The sequence below is a fragment of the Luteimonas sp. GW821-FHT14E02 genome, from assembly GCF_058803905.1.
In genome coordinates this window covers 295,261-320,816 of sequence record NZ_JBXAPK010000002.1, presented here as the reverse complement: position 1 = coordinate 320,816, position 25,556 = coordinate 295,261, and the positions used below count along the sequence as shown (strand labels likewise).

Annotated in this window: 23 protein-coding genes; 10 read left to right on the top strand and 13 right to left on the bottom strand. The window is 65.7% G+C overall.

Translation table 11 applies throughout. The features are described 5' to 3' along the window. The first annotated feature begins 53 nt into the window (after positions 1-53). Entirely contained in the window at positions 54-1,460 is a 1,407-nt protein-coding gene (locus tag AC1RNP_RS04440) for a serine hydrolase domain-containing protein (RefSeq protein ID WP_493050038.1), read from the top strand. Positions 1,461-1,642: 182 nt separating this feature from the next. Here the strand turns inward: AC1RNP_RS04440 and AC1RNP_RS04435 are convergent, their stop codons facing one another. The 9 genes from AC1RNP_RS04435 to AC1RNP_RS04395 all read right to left on the bottom strand — a co-directional run bounded on the left by AC1RNP_RS04435 (position 1,643) and on the right by AC1RNP_RS04395 (position 11,045). Next, positions 1,643-2,023, bottom strand: coding sequence for a hypothetical protein (locus AC1RNP_RS04435; RefSeq protein ID WP_226469015.1), 381 nt, complete (start codon positions 2,021-2,023; stop codon positions 1,643-1,645). Between the two features lie 944 nt (positions 2,024-2,967). Beyond that, entirely contained in the window at positions 2,968-3,363 is a 396-nt protein-coding gene (gene gcvH, locus AC1RNP_RS04430; RefSeq protein WP_493050037.1) for a glycine cleavage system protein GcvH, read from the bottom strand. Positions 3,364-3,431: 68 nt separating this feature from the next. Beyond that, complete coding sequence (gcvT, locus tag AC1RNP_RS04425; protein WP_493050036.1) at positions 3,432-4,565, bottom strand: glycine cleavage system aminomethyltransferase GcvT; 1,134 nt, start codon at positions 4,563-4,565, stop codon at positions 3,432-3,434. A 147-nt stretch (positions 4,566-4,712) separates the two neighbouring features. Further along, positions 4,713-5,144: an NfeD family protein gene (locus tag AC1RNP_RS04420; RefSeq protein ID WP_493050035.1), complete on the bottom strand. Its 432-nt coding sequence runs from the start codon at positions 5,142-5,144 to the stop codon at positions 4,713-4,715. Positions 5,145-5,147: 3 nt separating this feature from the next. After that, on the bottom strand, positions 5,148-6,104 hold the full coding sequence (locus AC1RNP_RS04415) for an SPFH domain-containing protein (protein ID WP_493050034.1): 957 nt from the start codon (positions 6,102-6,104) through the stop codon (positions 5,148-5,150). A gap of 168 nt (positions 6,105-6,272) precedes the next feature. After that, positions 6,273-7,223 carry a DUF6607 family protein gene (locus AC1RNP_RS04410; protein WP_493050033.1) on the bottom strand — a complete coding sequence of 317 codons (951 nt, stop codon included), beginning with the start codon at positions 7,221-7,223 and terminating at the stop codon, positions 6,273-6,275. 123 nt (positions 7,224-7,346) lie between these two features. Then, entirely contained in the window at positions 7,347-9,581 is a 2,235-nt protein-coding gene (locus tag AC1RNP_RS04405; protein WP_493050032.1) for a TonB-dependent hemoglobin/transferrin/lactoferrin family receptor, read from the bottom strand. 221 nt (positions 9,582-9,802) lie between these two features. Further along, the gene (gene hemP / locus AC1RNP_RS04400) at positions 9,803-10,003 is read right to left on the bottom strand and encodes a hemin uptake protein HemP (protein ID WP_493050031.1); all 201 of its coding nucleotides are present in this window, start codon (positions 10,001-10,003) and stop codon (positions 9,803-9,805) included. Positions 10,004-10,073: 70 nt separating this feature from the next. Next, positions 10,074-11,045: an aldo/keto reductase gene (locus AC1RNP_RS04395; protein WP_493050030.1), complete on the bottom strand. Its 972-nt coding sequence runs from the start codon at positions 11,043-11,045 to the stop codon at positions 10,074-10,076. 348 nt (positions 11,046-11,393) lie between these two features. On the opposite strand from AC1RNP_RS04395, the gene AC1RNP_RS04390 reads away from it, so the two are divergent. The 7 genes from AC1RNP_RS04390 (at position 11,394) to AC1RNP_RS04360 (ending at position 18,691) form a co-directional block, all read left to right on the top strand. Then, complete coding sequence (locus AC1RNP_RS04390) at positions 11,394-11,957, top strand: TMEM165/GDT1 family protein (RefSeq protein WP_493050029.1); 564 nt, start codon at positions 11,394-11,396, stop codon at positions 11,955-11,957. Between the two features lie 135 nt (positions 11,958-12,092). Next, the gene (locus AC1RNP_RS04385; RefSeq protein WP_493050028.1) at positions 12,093-13,391 is read left to right on the top strand and encodes a NupC/NupG family nucleoside CNT transporter; all 1,299 of its coding nucleotides are present in this window, start codon (positions 12,093-12,095) and stop codon (positions 13,389-13,391) included. Between the two features lie 17 nt (positions 13,392-13,408). Then, a complete protein-coding gene (locus tag AC1RNP_RS04380) occupies positions 13,409-14,377 on the top strand; it encodes a ribokinase (RefSeq protein WP_493050286.1) in 969 nt (322 codons plus the stop codon). Positions 14,378-14,527: 150 nt separating this feature from the next. Continuing rightward, positions 14,528-14,689, top strand: coding sequence for a hypothetical protein (locus AC1RNP_RS04375; RefSeq protein ID WP_493050027.1), 162 nt, complete (start codon positions 14,528-14,530; stop codon positions 14,687-14,689). 158 nt (positions 14,690-14,847) lie between these two features. Further along, positions 14,848-15,183 carry a YegP family protein gene (locus AC1RNP_RS04370; protein WP_493050026.1) on the top strand — a complete coding sequence of 112 codons (336 nt, stop codon included), beginning with the start codon at positions 14,848-14,850 and terminating at the stop codon, positions 15,181-15,183. Positions 15,184-15,450: 267 nt separating this feature from the next. Further along, a complete protein-coding gene (locus tag AC1RNP_RS04365) occupies positions 15,451-17,577 on the top strand; it encodes a TonB-dependent receptor (protein WP_493050025.1) in 2,127 nt (708 codons plus the stop codon). A 7-nt stretch (positions 17,578-17,584) separates the two neighbouring features. Beyond that, the gene (locus tag AC1RNP_RS04360) at positions 17,585-18,691 is read left to right on the top strand and encodes a PepSY-associated TM helix domain-containing protein (protein WP_493050024.1); all 1,107 of its coding nucleotides are present in this window, start codon (positions 17,585-17,587) and stop codon (positions 18,689-18,691) included. Positions 18,692-18,713: 22 nt separating this feature from the next. Here AC1RNP_RS04360 and AC1RNP_RS04355 read toward each other — a convergent pair whose 3' ends face one another. Beyond that, complete coding sequence (locus AC1RNP_RS04355) at positions 18,714-19,160, bottom strand: nuclear transport factor 2 family protein (protein WP_493050023.1); 447 nt, start codon at positions 19,158-19,160, stop codon at positions 18,714-18,716. A 111-nt stretch (positions 19,161-19,271) separates the two neighbouring features. Between AC1RNP_RS04355 and dusB the strand changes: the two genes are divergently transcribed. Then, positions 19,272-20,285 carry a tRNA dihydrouridine synthase DusB gene (gene dusB, locus AC1RNP_RS04350; protein ID WP_493050022.1) on the top strand — a complete coding sequence of 338 codons (1,014 nt, stop codon included), beginning with the start codon at positions 19,272-19,274 and terminating at the stop codon, positions 20,283-20,285. Here the strand turns inward: dusB and AC1RNP_RS04345 are convergent. Genes AC1RNP_RS04345 through olsF form a run of 3 tightly spaced genes read right to left on the bottom strand, consistent with a single transcriptional unit; the run spans position 20,231 to position 23,896 of the window. After that, positions 20,231-21,328, bottom strand: a complete 1,098-nt coding sequence (locus tag AC1RNP_RS04345) for a metal-dependent hydrolase (RefSeq protein WP_493050021.1) — start codon at positions 21,326-21,328, stop codon at positions 20,231-20,233. The genes dusB and AC1RNP_RS04345 overlap by 55 nt on opposite strands. Positions 21,329-21,383: 55 nt before the next feature. Beyond that, positions 21,384-22,199 (bottom strand): UDP-2,3-diacylglucosamine diphosphatase, encoded by an 816-nt coding sequence (locus AC1RNP_RS04340; protein ID WP_493050020.1) that lies wholly within the window; start codon positions 22,197-22,199, stop codon positions 21,384-21,386. Beyond that, complete coding sequence (gene olsF / locus AC1RNP_RS04335) at positions 22,196-23,896, bottom strand: bifunctional ornithine lipid synthase OlsF (RefSeq protein WP_493050019.1); 1,701 nt, start codon at positions 23,894-23,896, stop codon at positions 22,196-22,198. The genes AC1RNP_RS04340 and olsF overlap by 4 nt, the downstream gene beginning before the upstream one ends. 359 nt (positions 23,897-24,255) lie before the next feature. On the opposite strand from olsF, the gene metK reads away from it, so the two are divergent. Next, positions 24,256-25,467, top strand: a complete 1,212-nt coding sequence (gene metK, locus AC1RNP_RS04330; protein WP_493050018.1) for a methionine adenosyltransferase — start codon at positions 24,256-24,258, stop codon at positions 25,465-25,467. Positions 25,468-25,556: the final 89 nt, after the last annotated feature.

The window sequence follows — 25,556 nt, the reverse complement described above, 5'->3', positions numbered from 1 at the left end:
AATCAGACGGTATGATCCCCTTCAATAAAGCATACGTCAGGGGAGGGCTCCCGATGAAAGACTCCACCAGCCGGCGCCGCCGGCGGACGTTGCGACTCGGCCTGGTCGGCATGCTCCTGCCGATCACGCTCGGCACCGCCGCACAGACACCGCAACGCCTCAACACCCAACCTTCCTCTCCCGCTGCGCTGACCTCCGCGCAGGCGACCAGCGTCTCCACCTATCAGCCGCCCGCCGAGCGCACCCTGCCGCCCGCCGCCGGTTTCGACGTGCGCCTGTTCGAGGCGATGGCGCAGGAACTGGTCGCCAACCAGCGCGTGCCCGGCATGGCGCTGGCGATCGTGCAGGGTGGACAGATCCTCAGCGCGCGCGGCTACGGCATCACCGACGTGCGCAACGCCGAGCCGATCGATTCGCACACCGTGTTCCGCCTGGCGTCGCTGTCCAAGGCCTTCGCCGGCACCGTCACCGGCCTGCTGGTGAACGAAGGCGCGCTGCGCTGGGACACGCACGTCGCCGACTACATGCCCTCGCTGCAGTTCTCCAATCCGAACGCCGCGCGCGAGCTCACCGTGGCCGAGGTGCTCAGCCACCGCGTCGGCCTCACCCACAACACCTACGACCGCGACCTGGAAGGCAACGCCGACTACAACTCGCTGGTGCAGCGCCTGGCCTACGCGCCGATGCAGTGCGCACCGGGCGAGTGCTACGGCTACCAGAACATCGCCTTCAGCCTGATCGGCGACGTGGTGTTCGGCGCCAGCGGGCAGTTCTACAGCGAGGCGGTCAGCCGCCGCATCTTCAAGCCGCTGGGCATGAACGATGCCAGCTACGGCCTCGAAGGCATCGAAGCGAGCCCGCGCTGGGCCAGACCGCATGTGCGCGCCGGCGGCGGCTGGACGTCGCTGACACCCAAGCCGAGCTACTACCGCGTCGCGCCCGCGGCCGGCGTCAACGCCAGCATCAGCGACATGGCACAGTGGCTGCTCGCACAGGGCGGACATCGCCCCGACGTGCTGCCGGCGCCGCTGCTGGCGACGCTGCACGCACCATTGGTCTCCACGCCGACCGAAATGCGCGGCGGCGCCAGCTCGTGGCGGCGCCAGCGCCTCTACGACGCCGGCTACGCGATCGGCTGGCGCGTCTACGACTATGCCGGCCATCGCCTCGTCTTCCACGCCGGCGCCGTGCAGGGATATCGCGGCATGGTGGCGCTGCTGCCCGAGCGCGATCTCGGCGTGGCGATTCTCTGGAACAGCGAAAGCGCCCTGCCCTCCGGCCTGCTGCCGACCATCCTCGATCGCGCGATCGGCCTGCCGGCGCAACGCTGGCTCGACGTCGATACCTCGTTCGAGACGCTGTACGCCAACGGCGCCGCGCCCGCGTCCTCGCCCGACCTGCGCCAGGCGCCCATCCAGGGCGGACCGGAAACCAGCGCCGCCAACGCGCAGCCGGAATAACGGCTCGCTGACGACGACGCGGCCCTGGTCCTCGGGGCCGCTCTCACAAGTGCGTCACGCGCCTCCCGCGGCGCACGGGTGATCGCGGAGATGCCCCCTGCAACTTTCCCGCGGGCAATAAAAAACTCCCTCTCCGCCTGGGCTGCGGAGAGAGAGTTTGATTACGACTAATCGGGTTTTGATTACATCAGCGGAGCGGGTGCAGCGGGGATCGCTACAGACGCGGCTCGCTTGGCCTTCTTTTTGGCAGCCTTTTTCGGGGCTTTCTTGGCCTTCTTTTTGGTGGCCTTCTTAGTGGCCTTCTTGGCGGCCTTCTTCTTGGCTACCTTCTTTTTGGCTACCTTCTTCTTCGCAGCCTTCTTGGCGGTCTTTTTCGCGGCCTTCTTGGCAGGACGCTTCTTGGCAGCCTTCTTCGCGGTCTTCTTCGCAGCCTTCTTAGCGGGCTTGCGGGCAGCCTTCTTCGCTACCTTCTTCACTGCCTTGCGGACAGCTTTCTTAGCGGTTTTCTTCGCCGCCTTTTTGGCGGGGGCTTTCTTCTTTGCAGCTTTCTTCTTTGCGGCCATGTGATGGCTCTCCTCGTCAGTGGAACTATCAGGTACTGCAGCCCAGTGTGAAACAGCGCCACGGGTATCGGACCCGCGACCAACCGCCGACGCGCCAGGCGCGCCGGTACGGATTCCTTCCGCCTCGCGCATTGGCGCGGGGCAATAAAAAACCCACGGTGCCAGGTAGCGCCGCAGGTGGATTCGGGAGACGTTGCATTTTCGCAGGGGAGACGACGCCTGATTCCACCGTGATGAAATGCCGGGCAGAGGTCTGTGTTGTGCTGCGCGTTTGCGTTGTGGTTTGACTCACTCGCTTCTGTAACAACGTCTGTTGGGGCGAAACCTAATCACGGTTTTTTCAACTGTCAACACCCTCGCGTAAATTTTTTTACGCCCGGGTCGCGGCGAGCGCCTTCCGCCAAACCGGCTACGACGCATCGGCATCGCGCGCCGACATCGACGCAATGCATCGCATCGATCGATCGCATTTCGCAAAACTACTTTTTTTCAGTGGTTTCGTGCGCGAGGCATGTCGTCGTCGTCGTTGCGGACATCTCTTCGAAGCAGTGCCGCCGACGCGCGCGCGACGGTGCGAAGAAGGTGTATCGAACCTGTCCGGTGCCGTGCCGCCGACGACGGATTTCCGGCACCGCACCAGACGTTTTGCGCAAAACTGCGCAAAACTTTTGGCGTCTCCACCCCGCCGCAAACCCGTCGCGCGACCGCTTCGCGAAGTGTTCCGACGCGATCGCGACACGTCGACGACGACGCCGAACGCGTGTTCCGGTTCGGTCGCGCCGGTCGAGAAATGGCATCGCCGAGGACGACGTGCACGCCGCGTCGACACCGCCGAAGACGTCGGCGACGGCAATTCGGAACTCCGAAAACGCCACCGGCCGCACGTGGCGGCCGGTGGCGGGATGTCGAACCGGGTGTGGTATCCCCGGTGCGGCGCGGACGACTCAGTGCTCGTCGTCCTCGATCAGTTCGGCGTAGTCGTCCGGGCTGAGCAGTTCGTTGAGCTGGTCCGGCTCGCTGACTTCGACCACGAACAGCCAGCCTTCGCCGTAGGCGTCCTCGTTGATGGTTTCGGGCTTGTCGGCCAGCGCCGAGTTCACCGCGGTGACCGTGCCGGAGACCGGCGCGTACACGTCGGACGCCGCCTTCACCGACTCCACCACCGCGCAGGCATTGCCGGCGTCGACACTGTCGCCGACGCTGGGCAGATCGACGTAGACCAGATCGCCGAGCAGGCCTTGGGCGTGATCGGAAATGCCGACGGTGACCTTGCCGTCGCCCTCCACGCGCGCCCACTCGTGGGATTTCATGAACTTGAGGTCGCCTGGGATATCGCTCATCGGGGGCTCCGGAACTGGGGAGACAGTGGAAAGATGGTCAGTAGTTTAAGCGAAGGAAATCGGCAGCGTCAGATGCCTTCCTGCGCCTTGCCGTCTCTGACGAACGGAAACTTCACCACGCGCACGGGCACTTCCTTGCCACGGATGTCCACGCGGACATCACCCGCCGCTCCCAACGGGATGTCGCCGGCGGGAACGCGCGCGAACGCGATCGCCTTGCCCAGCGTCGGCGAGAAGGTGCCGGACAGGATCTCGCCTTCGCCGTGGGCGGTCAGCACCTTCTGACCATGGCGCAGCACGCCCTTCTCGTCCATGACCAGTCCGATCATCTGTCGCGGCGCGCCTTCGGCCTTCTGCTTCTCAAGCACGTCGCGTCCGGTGAAGGCCCGGCGCTTGCCAGGTTCGATTTCGTCCAGCGCGATCGTCCACGCCAGCGCCGCCTCGTAAGGCGACACGGTCTCGTCCATGTCCTGCCCGTAGAGGTTCATGCCCGCCTCCAGGCGCAGCGTGTCGCGCGCGCCGAGGCCGGCGGGCTTCACGCCGGCATCCAGCAACGCGTCCCACAGTGCGACGGCCTGTTCTTCTGGCACGATGATCTCGAACCCGTCCTCGCCGGTGTAGCCGGTGCGGGCGACGAAGACATCGATGCCATCGGCGGTCTTCGCCTGCCCCGCGACGAACTTGCCGAGCTTGCCGATACGGGCGCGGTCACCCTCGGCGATCAGGCCCAGCGCCTTCTCGCGCGCGTTCGGGCCCTGCACGGCGATCATGGCGAGTTCGGCGCGCTCCTTCATTTCGACGCCACCGAACTGCTTCGCCTGCTCGCCGATCCAGGCCAGATCCTTCTCGCGCGTGGCGGCATTCACCACGATGCGGAACCAGGATTCGTCGAGGTAGTAGACGATCAGGTCGTCGATCACACCGCCCTGCGCGTTGAGCATGCAGGTGTAGAGCGCCTTGCCGGAGGTCTTGAGCTTGTCTACCGAGTTCGCCACCAGCTTGCGCAGGAAATCGCGCACCTGCGCGCCGCGCAGGTCGACCACGGTCATGTGTGAGACATCAAACATGCCGGCATCGCGGCGCACCTGATGGTGTTCTTCGATCTGCGATCCGTAGTTGAGCGGCATGTCCCAGCCGCCGAAGTCCACCATGCGGGCGCCGAGGGCGCGATGGCGGTCGTTGAGGATCGTTTTCTGGGTCATGGATGCGGCCTGTGGAATCGAAGACCGCCATTATCGTAGGGCGGGCCTCGGCCCGCCATGGTCTTGACCCGCCATGGCTCCGGTGGCGATGGTTTTCGGCGATGTCAAAACCCGCATCGTGACGACAATGGCGGGCCGGGGCCCGCCCTACGCCGGCTCCACCACCAGCTGCATGCCATCGGCGGCGATGATCCGCACCGCGGTGCCGGCCGGCAGATCGGGGCCGACCACGTCCCAGTACGCATCGGCGATCTGCACGCGGCCCTGGCCCTGCACGATCGCGCGTTCCAGCGGCACGACGCGACCAACGAGCGCGGCGGTGCGGCGGTTCAACGTCGGCTGGTCGGAAGGACGGCCGCCGCTGCGGAACCAGCGCCGGCAGATCACGACGAAGACGAAGCTCAGCACGGCGAACAGCACCGCCTGCGCCAGCAGCGGCATGCCCGGGAACAGCAACGTCACCACGAACATCACGCCGGCGGCAAACCCAAACCACATCATGAAAGCGCCCGGCGCCATGGTCTCCGCGGCGATCAGCAGCAGCGCCAGACCCGCCCAGGCATAGACGACCCAAGACATGGCTCAGCCTCCCGCGCGTGGCAGCGGCGGCACGCTGGTGGTCGATGGCTTGTTCAACGCCTCCTTCGCCAGTTCGGCGATGCCGCCGAGCGAGCTGAGGATGCCGGTCGACTCCATCGGCATCATCACGAACTTCTGGTTCGGCGCTTCGGCCAGCGCCTTGAACGCCTCGATGTATTTCTGCGCAACGAAGTAGTTGATGGCGCTGACGTTGCCGTTGGCGATGGCGTCGGACACCAGTTGCGTGGCCTTGGCTTCGGCTTCGGCCAGGCGCTCGCGTGCTTCGGCGGCGCGGAAGGCCGCTTCGCGATTGCCTTCGGCTTCCAGGATCACCGATTGTTTCTCGCCCTCGGCCTTGAGGATCGCGGCCTGGCGAAACCCTTCGGCTTCCAGGATGTTGGCGCGCTTCTCGCGCTCGGCCTTCATCTGCCGGGCCATGGACTCCACCAGATCACGCGGCGGCTGGATGTCCTTCAGTTCGATGCGATTGACCTTCAAACCCCAGGGATGGGTGGCCGCGTCCACCGCCAGCAACACCTTCGCATTGATCTCGTCACGCTTGGACAACGACTCGTCGAGGTCGAGCGAACCGATCGAGGTGCGGATGTTGGTCATCACCAGATTGAGGACGGCGATTTCCAGCGTCGCCACTTCATAAGCCGCCTTGGCCGCGTCCAGCACCTGGAAGAATACGATCCCGTCGACCTTGACCACCGCGTTGTCCTTGGTGATCACGTCCTGGCTGGGCACGTCCAGCACCTGTTCCATCATGTTGATCTTGCGGCCGACGCTCTGATAGACCGGGATCAGGATGTGCAGGCCCGGATCGAGCGTGTGGGTGTACTTCCCGAAACGTTCCACGGTCCATTCGTAACCTTGCGGCACCATCCGCAGCATCTTCGCCAGGAAGATCACGGCGGCGATCACCACGATGACGGCCAGCAGGAATCCAGCGTTCATCTCGCACCCCTCTTTCCTTGAATCCACGCAGTATAGGCGCGGGGAGTACGTTTAGCCCGTGTCTTGCCGGTGGCTGGCGGCGCCCCCTTCTCCCCCGCTTGCGGGGGAGAAGGAGCGGCAAGGCGCTCCGGCGGAATCAGGGCACGCCTTTCTCTTCTCGACTTTTCCTTATCGACGCCTGGCGGGTTCCACCCACTTCTTGAACACCTTGTCGATGTCGCGATCGGACACTTTTTTGCCTTCCTGTATCCGATCGGCCTGGGTGAACAGCGGAATGATCATCGCCATGCCGTCGACCTTGGTCTTCAGACGCAGCCCCGGCGGCTTCGACAGGAAGCCCTCCCAGCGCGCGCGCACCTTCGCCCAGTAGCCGCTGGTGGCGGTCCAGTAGGCGTAGGCGGGCTTGAAGTCGATGTCCTTGGTCTTCTGGTAGTCGTTGAAGCCGAACTCGCGCGCCAACTCGACCTCCGTGCCGTCGGGCTTACGCAGCACCTTGGTGTTGAACTGCTCGTGGGTCCAGCCGCCCGGCGTGAGGGTGTGGCGGTTGATCGCCGAGATCGCGTTGTAGTCGCTGCGCTTGGTGTATTCGCGGCGCGGCAGCGGGCGCCAGCTCGGGTCGCTGGTCCAGGTGGCGATGCCGTTGTCGTAGGTCCAGCGGCCGGTTCCGCAGTAGCGCGGCGCGTCGCTGACTTCGAACACGCACTGCGTCCAGGCGCCCTGGGTCTGCTCCGCCGCAAGTGCGCGCACGGTCCAGGTCTGGTCGGCGGTGAACTCGAAGCGGCTCGGCGCCTCGTATGTCCAGTCCTGGCGCCAGTGCTTGGTGACGTGCCCGCTCTTCTCGTCCACCAGGATGTGCTGGAGCACGATCTTCGTCGGTGTGTCTTCCACCACGATCACCGTCTCGTTGCCGCCGCTACGCATCGCCGGATGGCGTTCGTAGCCGGGCTGCAGCAGCACGGTCTCGTCGAAGGCGAAATCGACGATGTATTCGCCCTGCATCGCCAGGATCGAAGCGTGGTCGCGCTCCGGATTCGAAGCGTTGATGGTGGAGGTTTGCGCGCCCGCGGCGCCGGTTGCGAGTGCCGATAGCGTCAGCATGGCTGCCAATTGCGATTTCATGCGTGTTCTCTATGTTTGTGGAGAGTCCGGTCATCGCACTGCGCCGTCAGCGCAGTGAGGTGGCCGGGTTTTTGATCAGGGAAGATCACGTTTTCAGATGGAGGCATTCGTTCCGGAACAGGCTCACCACTCCAGCGCCAGGCTCACCGCCACGTTGCGCCCGGGCGATGTATAGCGATCGACGACAACGGAACTGGCCGAGACCAGCGGCATGTCACCCGCGTCGAAGTACTTGCGATCGGCCAGGTTGAACACGCCGGCGTTGAGCTTGGCGCCCGGCGCGAAGTTCCAGTGCGCCATCAGGTCGAGCACGCTGTAGCCGGGCGTTTCCCGATACGGCACGCCCGGTGTGGTGGCCGACGGCAGGCGATCCTTGCGGGCGACGAAGCGTCCCGCGAGTTCCGCGCCCCAGGCATCACTGTCGTAAGCCACGCCCAGCGTCGCCGTGAGCGGATCGACCGACGCCAGCGGCTCGTCCGCGGTCTGGTCGTCGCCACGGGCGTAGGCAGCGGCACCGTGCAACGACCAGCCCTGCATGCGCTCCGACAAGGCGCCCAGGTCGACGCCCGCCTTGATCTCCGCGCCATAGATGCGGGCATCGGCGATGTTCTGGGACTGGAACACCTGCAAGCCTTCGGCGTTGAAGCCGATGAAGCGGAACGACTCGATGAAATCCTTGTACTTGTTGTAGTAGGTGGACACGCTGACGTGCACGGCATCGCCGACGAAGCGCACGCCCGCCTCCAGTCCGTTGCTGGTTTCCGGCTTCAGGTCCGGGTTGGCGATCGCGGTGTAGCCGAACTGCAGATTGGTGAAGCCGATGTTGACATCGTTGTACGGCGGCGAGCGGAAACCGCGCGAATAGCCGCCGAACAGCGACCACTTGTCGGCGAAGTGCCACACCGCGCCGAGCTTCGGCGACACGCTGGTCTTGGTGAGATCGGAAATCGCCACGCCCGGATTGTCTTCGCGGAAGATCGCGTCCGACTGCGGCTTCAGTTCGTAACGGTCCACGCGCACAGCGGGAATCAGGCGGAACTTGTCGCCGGCGAGGCTGATCTCGTCCTGCACGTAGATCGCCGCGGTGGTGGTCTTGCTGATCGGGAAGTCGCGGACCGGGAACACGTCGGGCAGCATCGCATTGCTGACTCTGCCGGTGTCCAGGTTGTAGACGCGGCCATCGCGCTTCTGCCGGGTTTCGGTGCGCGAGACATCCAGCCCGTAACTCAAAGTGTGCCGCGCGCTGCCGGCATCGAAATCCTTGTGGAAGTTGGCCTGGATGCCGTACAGGCGCTGATCAAAGTTGAACTCGCGCTCGCGGCGCTCGTTGACGCCGCGCGAAGTGCGGCGCACCTCGGTCGTATCCTGGGTGGTCTCGCTGTCCTGACGGTAGATCTGCCAATCGAGGCTGTCGGCGAAGCCGGCGCCCACTTCGTCCATCTCGTGCGCCAGCGCCACGCGCGCGCGCGTCTGATGGTCGTTGCCGGTCACCAGAAGGTTGTTGGCGCCGGTGAGCGCTTGCAAGCCGCGCATGCTGAGCAGATCGGTGTCGACGCTGTCCTCGTTGCCTTCCACCGCCAGCTTGAAGCGCTGCGTGTCGCTCGGCGCGTACACCAGCTTGCTCAGCACGCTGCGGCCGTCGCGATCCTGCGGATCGTTCTGCGTGCGCTGGCTGCCCGTGCCGCCGACCGTGCCCATGTTCTCGGTCTCCTTGCCCTGGCGATGATTGACCACGACCATCCCCGACCACCGCTCGCCACCGAACGCGGCGGTGGCGCCGGCGGACAGGCCGCTCCAGTCACTCTCGTAGCCGAACTTCAAGCCGAAGTAGGCGTCCTTGCCGTCCTTCAGATAATCCGAAGGATCCTTGGTCACGAAGGAGACCACGCCGCCGAGCGCGTCGGAGCCGTACAGCGAGCTGGTCGGGCCACGCACCACTTCCACGCGCTTGAGCGTGTCGAGATCGACGAAGTTGCGGTTGGCGTTGGAGAAGCTGCCGATCGTGAACGCGTCGGAGACCGGGATGCCGTCGGTCTGGATGCGCACGCGGTTACCGCTCAGGCCACGGATGCGGATGTCGCCGAGACCGAAGCGACCGAAGTTGGAGGTGACGCTGATGCCGGGCTCGTAACGGAACAGGTCCTTCAGATCGCGCGTCAGCGTTTCGTCCATGCGCACACGGTCGATCACATCGACCGTGTTCGGCACGTCGGCGATGACGCGTTCGGTGCGGGTGGCGCTGACGACGACGCGGTTGAATTCGGTGGCCTGACCGGCGCCGGCTTCGGGAGCCTCAGCAGCGAGGACGGCATTGGGCAACGCCAGGCACAGGGCCAGGGAGAGAGGATGGAGGCGCATGGAAGGCTCGCAAAAGTGAAAACGAGGCGAGCTGGCTTCCGGGGACCCGGTGGCGTGCAGCCTGGAGAGAAAGAGGAAACGCGATCGATCGGAACGATCCGGGGAGATCGCTGCGTCCGGCCCCACCCGGATCGCACGACCCGCGACCGCCGCGGCCATGCCGGGACGGTCTCGAAAAATCCTGCGTGGACCGATGCGGGCACCGGCCCCGCGCGCGTCGGCTACTTGGTCAGGATGAGCTTGTCGTTGCGGGTGTGCCGCAGGCGGTAGCACTCGTTGCCGTGACGGATGCGCAGTTCGCGCTGGCCCTGCAGCAGGCGGGCGCTGTCGATCTCGATCACCTCCTGCGAGGCAGCCTGCCGGTCGGCGGCGCGCTCCGGGGAGATGGGGGTGACCTGCAATTGCGGGCGGGCGGCGAGCATCAGCATGGCTCCGTCAATAGGAGCCATAGATGCTAATGATTCTCATTTGAATGTCAACAGTCCGATCAGGTCACTGCATCGCAGTTTCGATGCGCTTCCAGCCCACCTCACCCACCTGCCGCCCGACCTCCAGCGCCTCCAGGTTCTGCAGCAGCTGCTCGATGCGACTGGCGCCGAGGATCACGCTGGACACGTGCGGATTGCGCAGGCACCAGGCGATCGCCAGCGGCGCCGGCTTCACGCCCAGCTCGGCGGCCAGCGCCGTGAACGCCCGCGCCCGCTCCAGCCGGCGCGAGGCGGCATCGCCGAGGATCACGCCCTGCAGGTCGCTGTACTGCGGATTCGCCAGCCGCGAATCCGCCGGCACGCCCGCGTTGTACTTGCCGGTCAGCAGACCGGAGGCGAGTGGCGACCACACCGTGGTGCCCAGGCCGAACGCTTCGTAAAGCGGCGCGTACTCCACTTCGACCGGATCGCGATGCAGCAGGTTGTACTGCGGCTGCTCCATCGTCGGCGGCTGCATATGTCCTTCGCGCGCGACGGCGAAGGCTTCGCGCAACTGTGCCGCCGACCAACCCGACGTGCCCCAGTACAACACCTTGCCCTGCCGGATCAGCGTGTCCATCGCCGCCACGCTCTCGGCGATCGGCACTTCGGGATCGGGGCAGTGGCAATAGAACAGATCGAGATAGTCCACGCGCAGGCGCTTCAACGCCGCGTGGCAACCATCGTGCAGATGCTTGCGTGACAACCCGCGCTGCATCGGTCGCGGTGATTCGACCGCACCGTTGAACGCCTTGCTCGACACCGCGAAGCTGTCGCGCGGCAGGCGCAAATCGGCGAGCACATCGCCCATGACGCGCTCGGCGCCGCCGAAGGCGTAGTTCTCGGCGTGATCGAAATAATTGATGCCGTGATCCCACGCCGCGGCCACCAGATTGCGCGCGTCGCCACGATCGACGGAATCGCCGAACGTCGCCCATGTTCCGAACGACAACACGGACAACTGCAGGCCCGACGAGCCAAGACGACGGTATTCCATGGCGATTCCTCGATCTGTACGCGGACGCCGGCAAGCGTCTGCTAATGAATGAAGCACAGGCAAAGTTTAGCGTTTTGTGGTGAGTGGCTTGTAGAATGCGCGCCACTTCCTTTCGGGGAGTAGCCCACTCACGATTCTCGTGAGGCTGCGCGTCAACATGCTTGGCTGCGATTTTCGACGGATCGTTCGACGAATCGCCTCGCCATGGCGCGCGAGATGTTCCTTCCGTGACGATCACGCACGGAGGCGACGATCGGGCAAGACCGAAGGCGGACTGCGCACGCACCCGGACCGGGCCGCGCGTTGTCGGCCTTCGCATGCGCGAGCGCCCGGTCCTATCGAGTTGTAATGGACGCGCTGTACGTCTCCACGTTTTCCGTCGCCCTCGCCGAGATCGGCGACAAGACGCAGTTGCTCGCGCTGCTGCTGGCCGCGCGCTACCGGCGTCCGTGGCCGATCGTCGCCGGCATCCTGGTATCGACGATCCTCAATCACGCGCTGGCCGGTTCGCTCGGCGCGATGTTGACGCAGTGGCTCTCGCCCGCCGTGCTGCGCTGGGTGGTCGCGGGCAGTTTCCTCGCTGTGGCGCTGTGGACGCTCAAGCCCGACAAGCTGGGCGAGGACGACTCCGCGATTCCCGCGCATGGCGCGTTCATCGCGACGACGATCGCCTTCTTCCTGGCCGAGATCGGCGACAAGACCCAGGTGGCGACGGTGTTGCTGGCGGCGAAGTACTCGCCGCTGTGGGAAGTCGTGGTGGGCACGACGCTCGGCATGCTGCTGGCGAACGTGCCGGTGGTGGTGCTGGGGAGCAAGTTCGCCGACCGCCTGCCGCTGAAGGCGGCGCGCATCGTCGCGGCGCTGCTGTTCCTGGGGTTGGCCATCTGGGTGGCGTTTCGAGGGCTTGGTTAGGCGACCGCAGCAGCCCCCTTCCCGACCACCATCCCCCTTCTCCCGCGTCGCGGGAGAGGGCTTCAAGCGAGTTTTGTTGCCCCGGCTGGCGCCGTGCTCTAGGCTGCGCCGACTCTTGAGAAGGCGGGGAACGGGATGGAGGCATTGGGGCGGATTGGATTCGGCCTGTTCGGGCTGGCGGTGCTGATCGGCATCGTCTGGCTGTTTTCGAACAACAAGCGTGTGGTGAACTGGAAGCTGGTCCTCACCGGCATCTCGCTGCAGATCGCCTTCGCCGCGCTCGTGCTGCTCGTGCCGGGTGGACGCGAAGCCTTCAACGCGCTCGGCAATGGCTTCGTCAAGGTGCTGAGCTTCGTCGGCGAAGGCTCCAAGTTCATCTTCGGCGATCTGATGGACACGTCGAAGTACGGCTTCATCTTCGCCTTCCAGGTGCTGCCGACGATCATCTTCTTCGCCGCGCTGATGGGCGTGCTGTACCACCTCGGCGTAATGCAGCTGGTCGTCCGGGCGATGGCCTGGGCGATCACCAAGGTGATGAAGGTGTCGGGCGCGGAGACCACCAGCGTCTGCGCCAGCGTCTTCATCGGCCAGACCGAAGCGCCGCTGACGGTGCGGCCGTACATCCCGAAGATGACCGAGTCGGAGCTGATCACGATGATGATCGGTGGCATGGCGCACATCGCCGGTGGCGTGCTGGCCGCCTACGTCGGCATGCTCGGCGCCGGTGATCCGGTGCAGCAGGCCTTCTATGCCAAGCATCTGCTGGCCGCCTCGATCATGGCCGCGCCGGCGACGCTGGTGGTGGCGAAGATTCTGATCCCGGAAACGCAGGAACCGCTGACCCGCGGCACGGTGAAGATGGAAGTGGAGAAGACCACCACCAACATCATCGACGCCGCGGCCGCAGGTGCCGGTGACGGCCTGCGCCTGGCACTGAACATCGGCGCGATGCTGCTGGCCTTCGTCGCCTTGATCGCGTTGATCAACTGGCCGCTGACCTGGATCGGCGAGGTGACCGGCCTGGCCTCCATGCTCGGCAAGCCCACCGATCTTGCCTCGATCCTCGGTTGGGTACTGGCACCGATCGCCTGGGTGATCGGCACGCCGTGGCAGGACGCGACCACGGTCGGTTCGCTGATCGGACAGAAAGTGGTGATCAACGAATTCGTGGCGTACCTGCAACTGGCCGAAATCGTCAACGGCAAGGTCGCGGGCGTCGCGCTCACCGAGCAGGGCAAGCTGATCGCGACCTACGCGCTGTGCGGCTTCGCCAACTTCAGCTCGATCGCGATCCAGATCGGCGGCATCGGCGGACTGGCGCCCGAGCGTCGTCACGACCTCGCCCGCTTCGGCTTGCGCGCGGTGCTGGGCGGTTCCGTCGCCACCTTCATGACCGCGACGATCGCCGGCGTGCTCACCTACCTGGGATCGTGATCGTGTCCTCTCGTGCTGTGTCCTCGCGTGTCGTTGTCGTTGGCTCGTTCAATGTCGATCACGTCTGGACATGCGGAACGCTGCCGCGCGCCGGCGAAACGCTGAGCGGACGCTACGCCACCGGTCCCGGCGGCAAGGGCTTCAACCAGGCCATGGCCTGCGCGCGGGCGGGCGCGGCGACGAGCTTCGTCTGCGCGCTCGGCGAGGATGCGGGCGGCCAGCTGGCGCGTTCGCTGGCCGTCGCCGACGGCATCGATCTGCGCGATCTGCGCAGCGACGAACCCACCGGCACCGCTGGCATCTATGTCGATGCCGATGGCCGCAACTGCATCGTGATCGGCGCCGGCGCCAACGCGCAGCTGACCGCCGGACACATCGCCGCGCAGGACGACGCCATCGCCAGCGCCCGCGTCGTGCTCACGCAACTCGAATCGCCGCACGACACCATCGTCGCCACCCTGCGCGCCGCGCGCGCGCATGGCGTGCTGACCCTCTTCAATCCGGCGCCGGCCAACGCCGCGATCTCGCGCGAACTGCTCGAACTGAGCGACGTGCTGACGCCGAACGAAAGCGAATTCGCCGGACTGATCGCCCGCCACGTCGGCGAGCGCATCGAGGACGACGCCATCGCCGCACTCGACCAGGCGCGCCTGCACGCGCTGTGCCGCGACCTGCTGGGCGCGGGCACCGTGGTGGTCACGCTCGGCGCCAGCGGTTGTTTCGTTTCCCACGCCGAAGGCCAGCTGCACGGCGACGAGCGCCCGTTCTATCGGATGCCCGCGGAACAGGCCAAACCCGTCGACACCACCGGTGCCGGCGACGCCTTCAACGGCGCCCTGGCGGCGGCACTGGCGCTCGCGCCGGACGCACCGTTCGCACAGCACATCCGTTTCGCCTCGCGTTATGCGGCGCTATCGACCGAACAGGAAGGCGCCGCCGCATCGATGCCGCACCGCGTGGATGTCGAGGCGCGCTTCCCTGGCTGAATGCGAGCTTTTTCGCATCGCGGCACATGACATCGGCGTAGAGTGATGGTGACTCCGGACGCGATCCGGAATCCGCCGTTGCCGTGCATCGGCTCGGCGCGTCGTTCTCAACACTCCGCTTTCCCACTGCAAGCACACTGGGAGAACGTCATGACTCGCAATCCCTCATACCACCACACGGCCGCTATCGGGTTGTCGCTCCTCATTGGCCTGATCGCCATCGTCATCAGCGGCAAGGCGCATGGTCTGCACGACATCGGATGGGGAACCGATGTGCATGTCGCGAGCGCCGTCTCGAGCGATCACACCTGAAGCGAATCCGCTCAAAAACAATCGTGCCTTGATCCGGTGCGCGGCCTGCATTTGGCGCTGCCTGCATTTCGGGCGGCATCCGGCATACGCCTTCGTTAACAATCCTTGCGCTACCCTGCCGCCGCCATTCCGCCACCCAACCCAAGGAGCCAACGTCAATGGCAGGCAAGTTCGAGATCAGCAAGCGCAGCAACGGCGAATTCCAGTTCGTGCTGAAAGCCGGCAACGGCCAGGTGATCCTCACCAGCGAGGGATATTCGGCCAAGGCCTCGTGCACCAACGGCGTCGAATCCGTGCGCAAGAACAGCCAGGACGATCAACGCTACGATCGCAAGACCGCCAGCAACGGCAAGCTCTTCTTCAACCTGACGGCGACCAACGGCCAGGTCATCGGCAGCAGCCAGATGTACGCGGACGACAGCGGCCGCGGCAACGGCATCGCCTCGGTGAAGGAAAACGCCCCGGGCGCCACGGTCGACGACCAGACCGCCTGATCCACCTCCACCAAACGCTTTACTCCGACAAGGCCCGCTCACGCGGGCCTTGTTCGTTCAGGCGCCAAATCACGGCTCGTCATTCCGGCGAAAGCCGGAATCCAGCCTTTCGGCCGGGTATCCGATTTCTTCAATGAAAGCTGGATCCCGGCTTTCGCCGGGATGACGAACACGGACGCGACACGGCATCCGGACAAGGTCGGCACTATCAAACGAGAATGCTTCGCATTAACATACTTTGGTTTGCCGTCAGGATTCCCCTCCCCCATGCCCTCCCGCTCCCTCCTCGCCAGCGCGCTGCTGACGGCCCTTGTCATGCCCGCCGCCCACGCGGCCGATGACGAGGTCCGCGAACTCGATCGCGTCACCGTTTCGGCCAGCACCAGCCGCATCCCGCACTCCGAGGCCGCACTGCCGAACACCATCACCGTGATCGACCAGAAGCAGCTGCAGGAGCAGCTCGCCATCACCCAGGACATCTCGCAGGTGCTGGCAAACCTGATCCCCTCGTTCGCGCCGTCGCGGCAGAAGCTGACCAATGCCGGCGAAACCCTGCGCGGACGCAAGCCGCTGTACCTGATCGACGGCGTGCCGCAATCAACGCCTTTGCGCGAAGGCGGCCGCGACGGACACACCATCGATCCGGCGATGATCGAGCGCATCGAGGTGATCCACGGCGCCAATGCGCTGCAAGGCCTGGGCGCGTCCGGCGGCATCATCAACATCATCACCAAGCGCGCGCCGCGCAGGGATGGCGACAGCTTCCAGGACGTCTCGATCTCCAGCAGCACCGCCCTGCCGCATGAGCACGACAGCGTCGGTTATCGCGGCTCCTACGTGTTCGGCACGCGCCGGAGCGCGTTCGATTTCGTCGGCGGCGCCTCCTATGCGAAGGAAGGCCTCTACTACGACGCCGATGGCCGCGCGATCGCCGTCAGCGACGTGCAGGGCGATCTGATGGATTCCACCGCCACCAACCTGTTCGCCAAAGGCGGTTGGAACATCGACGACGAACGCCGGTTGCAGCTGACCATCAACCGTTTCGAACTGGAAGGCGACGGCGATTACACCGCGGTCGACGGCGATATCGCCGCCGGCGTGCCGGCGACTTCGGCCAAGGGACAGCCGCCGCTGCAACCGCCGCGCAATCGGTCGACGTCGGTCTCGCTGGATTACACCGACCAGTCGTTGTGGGGCGGCCAGTTCCAGGGCCAGCTGTACTGGTCCGATTTCGAGGGCCGCTACGGCTCCAGCACCTGGATCGACTTCTGGGGCCCGAACACCGGTAACTGGGACGACCAATCGCAAAACGTGTCGAAAAAACTCGGCGGCAAACTCACTTGGTCGCGCGGCGACATCGCCGGCCTGCCGTTGCGGCTGACCCTGGGCCTGGACGCGGCACGCGACGAGACCTATCAGGAACTGGTGGTCAGCGGCCTGAACTGGGTGCCGGAAACCGTCTACACCTCGCTGTCGCCATTGCTGCAGGCCGAATACCGCATCGGTCCGGTGCAGTTGAACGCGGGCCTGCGCTACGAGCACGGCAAGCTGAAGGTCGACGACTACACCACGCTGCCGTTCTACGGCGCCCGCTTCGTCGAGGGCGGCGAACCGACGACCAACGAGACCTTGTTCAACTTCGGCGCGGTCTGGGAAGTCACCGACGCGCTCAAGCTGTACGCGTCGTATTCCGAGGGCTACACCGTCGCCGACATCGGCCGCGTGCTGCGCGCGATCAACCGGCCGGGACAACGCGTCGATCAACTGGTCGACCTGCAGCCGGTCATCGCCGACAATCGCGAGATTGGACTGGACTACGAGGACGAGCGCTGGGTCGCGCATCTGGCCGCGTACTGGTCGGATTCCGATCTCGGTTCGATCCTGATCCGCGACCCGGCCAGCGGCACCTACAACGTCAACCGGCAGAAGACCAAGATCGACGGCATCGAAGCCAATGTCGCCTACCGGTTCACCGAATCGGGCCGGATCGGCGTGGGTTACGCGCAAGCCGATGGCCGTTACGACACCAACAGCGATGGTCGCGTGGATAGCGATGTGTCCGGCAGCAACATCAGTCCGGATCGCGTCACCGCGTTCTGGGAGCAACGCTGGACGGAGGATTTCTCCACGCGCCTGCAGGCCAACCGCGCCATCAGCCGCACCTTCAGCACGCTCGGCAAGGACGACACTCACTTCGACGGCTATGCCACGTTCGACCTGCAAGCCTCGCTGGCGTTGCCGCTGGGGCGGCTCAACCTCGGTGTCGAGAACCTGTTCAACAAGCAGTACATGACCTACTACGCGCAGACTGTCGCGGTGCCGGTCCGCGACGCCGACGACTATTTCGCCGGCCGCGGTCGCACGCTGACGGTGGGCTGGTCGCACCGGTTCTGATCGCGCCATGGCAGCCGCCGCGCCATCCCCACCTCCGCATGCACCGTCGCCGAAACGGCGCGTGCGCGCGATGCTGTCGTGGCTGCACCTGTGGGGCGGGTTGAGCATCGGCATCCTGTTCGCGCTGGTCGCATTGGCCGGCAGTGTGCTGGTGTTCCATACCGAGCTGCTGTGCTGGCAACACCCGCAATTGACCCAACACCAACCGCGCGCCGACGGCCGCGTGCTGGCGATGCTGATCGAACGCTGGCAGCCGCAGGGACTGCGCTCGCTCGACCTGCCGCGCGATGAGCTGCCGGTCTGGCAGGGCTACTTCCAGGATGGCCGCCGCGCCTATTTCGCTCCCGAGGACGGCGCGCTGCTGCTGCAACGCACGCCGCACGACGACGTGCTGTTGTGGCTGCACGAGTGGCATGTCGAACTGCTCGGCGGCAAGACCGGCAAAGCCGTGCTGGGCGTGATCGGATGGGCCGCACTGTGCCTACTGCTGATCGGGTTGTACCTGTGGTGGCCCAAGCGCGGCCGCTGGCGGACGCAGCTGAAAATGCATGCGAACCCGCCTGTACGGCGCTGGCTCACCTGGCACCGCAGCAGCGGCGCCGTGCTGCTGCCGCTGCTGGTGCTGGCCACGCTGACCGGCACGGGCATGGTGTATTCGAACGGGTTCCGGGCGGTATTGACCGTAGTGTTCGGTGGCGACGCGACACGCGTGCCCGCACCGCCAACACGCAAGTTCCCGTCAAGCGAAGCTCGGCCAGAGTGGACGCAACTCATCGCGCATGCCCAAGCCGCTCTGCCCGATGCACGCATCAGCCGACTGTCCGTGCCAAAACCCAACGACGGCGCCATCAATTTCCGCGCCCGTGCCGATGGCGAATGGCACCCGACGGGGCGCAGCGAAATCCGTCTCGACCGTGACGGACGAATACTGCAGGTCGTCGACGCCACCGCGCAACCGCTAGGCAACCGCATGCATCAGGCGATCTATCCGCTGCACATCGGCGTCGCCGGCGGCGCCGTGCTGCGATGGCTGCTCGCCTTCACCGGCCTGATGCCCACGTTTCTGCTGGTCACCGGCTTCCTGTTCTGGCGTCGCCGCCGTGGCAGGCGCTAGCTGATCGGCAGAGTCCGCGCCCTCAATCCGGTAACGGAATCGACGCCTGCGCGAAGCTGTACTGCCAGCCGTCCGCCGTGCACAGATAAAGATCGCTGAACCACAGCCGGTATTCGAACGGCTTGCCCTTGTCGGTACCTTTTGCGTGCAGCAGCGCGGTCACCATCGCCACCTCGCCCACGAAACGCACACTGTGCCCGGAATCGTCCTGGCGCTCGTACACGACATCGTCCGCACGTGCTTCGGCCAGCAGATCGGACTTGCCATACCGCTTGCCCTTGCCGGTGACCAGCACGAAATCATCGGGCAACAGGCGCTCGATCGCCGCGACATCGCGGTTCTTCACCGCGGCCTGGTATTCCTGATCCAGCGCTACGATCGCCGCTTCGTTCTTCGGACATGCCGCAAACGCGGGCAATGCCGTCATTCCCGCCGCCGCCAGCCATACCGCTTTCGTAAAACGCATCATCCCGCATCTCCCTCCATCGACTGTCGCGCAGCATCCGGGGCCGGAACAGGACTTGCTGGCCGCTTTCGGACGCCATTCCCGCCTTCGCGACGCGCGCCTTAGAATGGGCGAATGCGGATCGGCCCCTTCTCCATCGCCCCCAAGGTGATCCTCGCGCCAATGGCGGGCGTCACCGACAAGCCCTTTCGGCTGCTGTGCAAGCGGCTGGGCGCGGGGCTGGCCGTGTCCGAGATGACCACCAGCGATCCGCGCTTCTGGCATACCGAAAAGTCGTTGCGGCGCATGGATCACATCGACGAGCCCGATCCGGTGAGCGTGCAGATCGCGGGCACCGAACCTGGAATCATGGCGGAAGCCGCGCGCTACAACGTCGATCACGGCGCGCAGATCATCGACATCAACATGGGCTGCCCGGCGAAGAAGGTGTGCAACGCCTGGGCCGGCTCGGCGCTGATGCGCGACGAGGCGCTGGTGGCGCGCATCGTCGAAGCGGTGGTGAAGGCCGTCGACGTGCCGGTGACATTGAAGATCCGCACCGGCTGGAACGCCGACAACCGCAACGCGCCAACGATCGCGCGCATCGCCGAGGACGCCGGCATCCAGGCCCTGGCGGTGCATGGCCGCACCCGCGATCAGCAATACACGGGCCAGGCCGAATACGACACCATCGCCGCGATCAAGTCGGCGCTGCGCATTCCGGTGATCGCCAACGGCGACATCGATTCGCCCGAACGCGCCGCATTCGTCCTGCGCCACACCGGCGCCGACGCGGTGATGATCGGCCGCGCCGCGCAAGGGCGGCCGTGGGTCTTCCGCGAGATCGCGCATTACCTGGAAACAGGCGAACGCCTGCCGCCGCCTTCGCTCCAGGAAATTCGCGACATCCTGATCGGCCATCTGGAGGCGCTGCATGCCTTCTACGGCGAGATCGCCGGCGTGCGCATCGCGCGCAAGCACTTGGGCTGGTACGCGAAGGATCGTCCCGAGCATACCGATGAACAGCGGGCTGCCTTCCGCGCCGTGGTCAATCGCGCCGAGACGGCGTCAGCGCAGATCGCGCTGACGCGCGACTACTTCGACGCCCTGGCGACGGGCGCGACTTCGCCGCTGCGCGCCGCGGCCTGATTCCAGTTCTTCGCGACCGCCTTCTCGCCTTCCTCCGGCGACTGCGGCTCCCGCCAGATGCGCTGCCACATCTCCGGCAAGCGCTCGCCCGCCTGCCAGGGCCACTTCAGCTGCTCGGGCGGAATCTCACGCCAGGTCGGGCTGTTGTGTCTGGCCACAGCGAAGCGAAACGTGTAATCAGGCTCGCTGCCCATTCTCAGATCGCTCAGCACGAGTTTGTCATCGTGCGTCTCGGCCTTCTGGAATCCGTGGTTGAACCAGGTCAGCCGCTGTACCACCTTGAAGTCGCGAACCGCAGCGAGCGCTCGTGTATCCGAGGGATAGGCGCGGAAACGGATGTCTCCACGATCCGCGACCAGCGAACGCTCCCCTTCCACGAATCCTTGCGGCGTCATCGCCACCACCCGCCACAGCAGCGTGTTGAACGGCATCGGCACCGAAAAGCGCGGCGCGCCCCCTAATCCGATGCGCGCCAGCGTGCGGTCTGCTTCGCGTTCGATCATCCACTTGGCGGTCAGCGACCAGCCGACGTAGGCCACGCCCAGCGTGATGCCAGCCACGAGCGCGCGCTGCGCCAGCAACCGCTCGCGCGCAAACCAGGCCACGACGAACGCCACCAGCCACGGCAGCGTGAACAGCGGATCGATGATGAACAGACTCGACCACATCAGCGGCCGCATCGGCAGCGGCCAGAACAGTTGCGTGCCGTAGACGGTGAACGCATCGATCAGCGGATGCGCCATCAGGCAGAGCAGGATCGCCCAGAACCAGCGCGTCGGTTCCTGCGACACGCGCCCGCCACGCCTCCGAAAGAAGGCCCAGATGCCCCAGGCGACGAACGGCAACACGAACCAGGAGTGTGTCAGGCCGCGATGACAGGTCATTTCCGCGACCGGATCGGCGAACAGCCGCAGCGGGATCACGTCCAGGTCGGGCAAGGTGTTGAGCGCGGCACCAGCGAGCAGAGCGGCACGCCGATGTCCGCGCGGCGCGATGGCGGCGGCGATGGCGCCGCCATAGAACAGATGGGTAATCGAATCCATGCGCCGATGCTAAGGGTTTCGACGCGAAACTCCAGGGAGCGGAGGCGGGCGTTCTTTAGGCCGCGCGCGCCAGCCCGTCTTCCTGCACCAAGCGCAGGCGCGGCGGAATCTCCGCCAGGATGTCGCCGCGATGCGAGAGCAGCCGCAGCGTGCCGTCGGCCTCCTCGGCCAGCGCGGTCAGGCTTTCGACCCAGTCGCCGTCGTTGGCGTAGATCAGCCGATCCCGCTGCACGAGACCGGCGCGATGGATGTGGCCGCAGACGATGCCATCGAGCCCGCGCCGTTGTGCATCGTCGAGTCCGGCCTGCACGAAGCGTTCGATGTAGCGTTCCGCCGCGCCGCTCTGGCGCTTGAGGAATTCCGACAGCGACCAGTAACGCAGACCGACGCTGCGGCGAATCCGGTTGAGCACCTGATTGCCGGTGAGGATGCGGTAGTACAGCCAGTCGCCAAACTTCTCCTGCAACCCGCCGAAATGGGTGACCGAATCGTAATCGTCGCCATGCACCACCAGCAGGCGGCGCCCGTCGGCGGTGACGTGGATGGTGCGCCGGCGCACCTGCATCGCCGGCAGCGCGAGACCGCAGAAGCGGCGCACCGGGCGATCGTGGTTGCCGGGGATGTAGATCAGCTCGGTACCCTTGCGGCGCAGCGCATGCAGCGCCTCGACCACGTGGTTGTGCGCCTGCCCCCAGCGCGCGCGGCGCTGCGCCAGCCACCACAGGTCGACGATGTCGCCGACCAGGTACAGCCGCGCGCAATCCAGCGTCGACAGGAACGCCGCCAGCTCCTCCGCATGGCAATGCTTGGAGCCGAGATGGACATCGGATACGAAGACCGCACGTCGGCGTTGTGCGGTCGCGGGGCTCATGCGTCGGCCCCGGCTTGCTTGAGATAGCGTTTTCGCTTGTTCGGGCGCAGCTTGTGCATGTCCACTTCGATCAGGCCATCGATCGAATCGCTGAAATCCGGATCGACGCCAAAGGCGAGGAAGCGCGCGCCACCCGGCTCGCACAGGTCGGTGTACTGCTTGTAGAGCATCGGCACCGACGCGCCCAGCGCGGACAGATTGCCCTTCAGCACACTGAACGCGGTATCGGCATCCATCTCGCCGAACGACGGCGGCGCGGCGAAGTACTGGAACGGCTTCAGCGAGGCCACGAGCGGTTCCTGGCAGCCGTAGTAGCGCTGGTAGTAGGCAACGAGCTGCTCGCGCGCCGGCAGCGGCAGCGCGGCGCTGATCGAAACCGGCCCGAACAGGTAACGCACGCCCGGATAGCGCATCAGATACGCGCCGAGGCCGTACCACAGGTAGTCCAGGCTGCGGCTGCCCCAGTATTCCGGGGTCACATAGCTGCGGCCGAGTTCCATGCCTTCGGCGATGTGCGGGATCAGATCGTCCGAGTAGCGGAACAGCGAGGCGGTGTAGAGGCCGGACAAGCCGCGATCGGCCAGCGCGCGCGAGCCGCGCATCACGCGGTAGCCGCCGGCAATACGTTCGGCGTCCGCGTCCCACAGCACGATCTGTTCGTAGTGAGGATCGTAGGCGTCGATGTCGCGGCTGCGGCCGGTGCCCTCGCCCACCTTGCGGAAGGTGAACTCGCGCGCGCGGCCGATCTCGCGCAGCAGCGGCGAATCGGTGCGCAGCCGCGCCAGACGGATCTGCTTGCCGTCCTGGGTTTCGCCGAGCAGCTCGGTAGCGGCGATTTCGGCGCGCAGCAGCTCGACCGGCTCCGGTGGCGCCAGCGGCTCCGGCCCCGGCGTCTGCGTCATGCCCTGCTTGCCGAGCGCGTACAGCGCCTTGCGTACGGTGCGCAGCGCCGTCACCGGATCGGCGTCGGGTTCGATCTTCAGCGGCTGGCCGATGCGCAGGCTCAGCGGGCGGTTGCGGCGTGCGTACATTTCGCGCGCCAGCAGCGCGGTGCCGGCCGGCTTGAACAGGGCCGAAGCGCCGTAGAACAACGCCGAATTGCGCGCCTTGATGCGCACCGGCAGCACTGGCGCACCGGTCTTGCGGGCGAAGCGCACGAAGCCGCGCTGCCAGCGACCGTCGCGCACGCCGCGCAATCCCAGGCGCGAGACTTCGCCGGCCGGGAACACGATCACGCACTGCTCCTGCCGCAACGCCTGCTCGACCGCGCGCAGGCTCTCCGCCCCGGCGCGGCCGTCGAGAATGCGCACCGGCAGCAGCAGCCCGGACAAGGGTTCCAGCATCATCAGCAGATCGTTGGCGATGATGCGCACGTCGCGGCGCACGGTGCCGACGTGCTGCAGCAGCGCCAGGGCATCGGTCGCGCCGGAAGGATGATTGGCGACGATCAGCAGCCTGCCGCGTTCGGGGATATGGCCTTCGCCCGAATCCACGGTGTAGCGCGCCTGCACGTGATCCAGCGCGGCGTCCACGAAGGCGAAGTCGCGCAGGTGGCCGCTCTCGGCCAGGAAGTGCTCGATCGTCTCGAACCGCGACCAGCGCCCGAGCGTGCGCAGCAGCGGACGCGTCAGCGCCGCACGGCGACCGCTGAACCATTGCGGAAAGCGTTGTTGCAGGCGTTCTTCGAGTGACAGCATGGCGGCGTGGGGACGGCCTGGCAGGGACGGGCTTGTTTTAGAGCGGGCCTGGTTGGCCGGCAGCCTGCGCCCGCCCTGCGACATCGATATTGCTGAATTGCTGCGGCAAGATTACAAAGCGGGCCGGTGCATTGCCAGTGTGAACGGCCACGCCGTCCGACACCTCCCGATCCGCGTCGGCGACCGGAAAACCCAGTCACAGCCCCGCACATCCGGCCCGTCAGGCGCCCCGACGACGCCTCTTCACTTTCCCGCTGCTTAATTCCCGGAAAACATCGTTTCCGTCATGATGCGCGCGTCATCCCGCCCGTGTATCATGCGCGGCCATCTTTTCATCCGAATACAAGGATATTAAGCCGATGTCCAGCTACCTCTTCACCTCCGAATCGGTTTCGGAAGGCCATCCGGACAAGGTCGCCGACCAGATTTCCGATGCGGTGCTCGATGCCATCCTGGCCCAGGACAAGCGCGCGCGCGTGGCCTGCGAGACGATGGTGAAGACGGGCGTGGCGATCGTCGCCGGCGAGATCACCACCTCGGCCTGGATCGACCTCGAAGCGCTGACCCGCAAGGTCATCCTCGACATCGGCTACGACAGCTCCGACGTCGGCTTCGACGGCGCCACCTGCGGCGTGCTCAACCTGATCGGCAAGCAGTCGCCCGACATCAACCAGGGCGTCGACCGCAAGAAGCCGGAAGAACAGGGCGCGGGCGACCAGGGCCTGATGTTCGGCTACGCCACCAACGAGACCGACAGCTACATGCCGGCGGCGATCCACCTCTCGCACCGCCTGGTCGAACAGCAGGCCAAGGTGCGCAAGGCGAAGAAGTCGCCGCTGCCGTGGCTGCGTCCCGACGCCAAGTCGCAGGTCACCCTGCGCTATGAAGACGGCAAGGCCTCGGCCATCGACGCCGTGGTGCTCTCCACCCAGCACGATCCGGACGTGAAGCAGAAGGATCTGATCGAAGCCGTGCGCGAGGAAATCCTCAAGCCCGTGCTGCCGGCCAAGTGGCTGCACAAGGGCACCAAGTTCCACATCAACCCGACCGGCAAGTTCGTCATCGGCGGCCCGGTGGGCGACTGCGGCCTGACCGGCCGCAAGATCATCGTCGACACCTACGGCGGCTGGGCCCGTCACGGTGGCGGCGCGTTCTCCGGCAAGGACCCGTCGAAGGTCGACCGTTCGGCCGCCTACGCTGCGCGCTATGTCGCCAAGAACGTGGTCGCGGCCGGCCTGGCCGACCGCTGTGAAGTGCAGGTCAGCTACGCCATCGGCGTGGCCGAGCCGACTTCGATCTCGGTGACCACCTTCGGCACCGGCAAGATCGGCGACGACAAGATCGAGAAGCTGATCCGCAAGCACTTCGACCTGCGTCCGTACGGCATCATCAAGATGCTCGACCTGATCCATCCGATGTATCAGGACACCGCCGCCTACGGTCACTTCGGCCGCAAGCCGAAGCAGATCACCTACACCGACTCGGCCGGCAAGAAGCACACCGCCACCGCGTTCTCGTGGGAGCAGACCGACAAAGCCGAGGAACTGCGCAAGGCCGCCGGCCTGAAGTAATCGGTGCGTCAGATCAACGTGATCGGATCATCATGATCCGCATGAAACGGGCCGCTTCGCGGCCCGTTTCGTTTTTCAGAACTGCGTGC